Source organism: Streptomyces sp. WM6386 (assembly GCF_000972385.1).
In the GTDB taxonomy this organism is placed as follows: Bacteria; Actinomycetota; Actinomycetes; order Streptomycetales; family Streptomycetaceae; genus Streptomyces.
The window spans coordinates 1-841 of record NZ_JXTE01000278.1; the positions used below are offsets into that span (position 1 = coordinate 1).

Below are 841 nucleotides of genomic sequence, written 5' to 3' on the forward strand. Positions count from 1 at the left end.
AGCATAGGGACCAACCGACGACGCTCGGACTCTGCGAGACCGTAGGCGTCGACGAAGACTCGCAGTCGGTCCGCCGCGTCTGGGCTCTGCCAGTCCGGATGCGCGGACAGCGGGATGAACCCGTGAATGGCGTATGCGACATCCCACAGGCGCGAGCCGGGGCCCGCAGTGTCCCAGTCGATGAAGGCCCACCGCGCCTCACCTGAGACCACGAGGTTCCAGGGGGCCAGGTGGTTGGGGGCGATCATGTCACTCCCCTCAGCGGGGATCAGCGCCTGCCACTGGGCATTGGGCGGGGGCGCGAAGTCCTGCACGGCGTCGTGGAAGTCCCGGATCAGCCGCGCAACGCGAGCCAGTTGTCGAGCGGGTTCCATCAGCGAGAACCGGTCGGGCCAGACCACATCTCCCGGCATGAAGGTCAGGACCTCACGCCCCTGATCGTCAATGCCGAGTGGGCGAGGCGCCGCGCCGAATCCCACCTCATGCAGGTGTGCAAGCAGGGCATGCACCGCGGGAGTCCATGGTCCGGCCGGACGGCGAACGGTGTCCCCGACGCGAACGACACTATCGCTGACGTTGCCGCCGGACAAAGGTTCTTCATCATCATGCCGCATCGAACCAGTGTGTCGGATCAGCCCGTCATGATCACCCCATTATAGGGGGCGTCAGAGTCGGAACGGAGGTTAAAGGGCAAGCTTATGAGGTGGATCCGAACTCCCGCTCATGTTCGAGCGGTTGGCGGTCTGCTCAGCGCGGCGGGAGTGGGCGAGAGCGTGCCAGCCGATGGCCATGGCGATCAGCCCCAAAGGGATGGCCGCGATGGCTCCCGCCATCCCGGTGC

General features: G+C 66.0%; 2 protein-coding genes. Both read right to left on the reverse strand.

Features of this window, described 5'->3' with window-relative positions; translation table 11 throughout:
- On the reverse strand, positions 1-614 hold a 614-nt coding region (locus tag TN53_RS41240; protein ID WP_046264021.1), incomplete at its 3' end, for an aminoglycoside phosphotransferase family protein.
- Between the two features lie 69 nt (positions 615-683).
- Positions 684-833 (reverse strand): DUF6223 family protein, encoded by a 150-nt coding sequence (locus TN53_RS49245; RefSeq protein WP_267886607.1) that lies wholly within the window; start codon positions 831-833, stop codon positions 684-686.
- Positions 834-841 lie beyond the last annotated feature (8 nt).

What these genes read in the sequence shown, in the direction of transcription:
- TN53_RS49245 (WP_267886607.1), bottom strand. Translation starts at nt 833, where the DNA reads ATGGCGGGAGCCATCGCGGCCATCCCTTTGGGGCTGATCGCCATGGCC.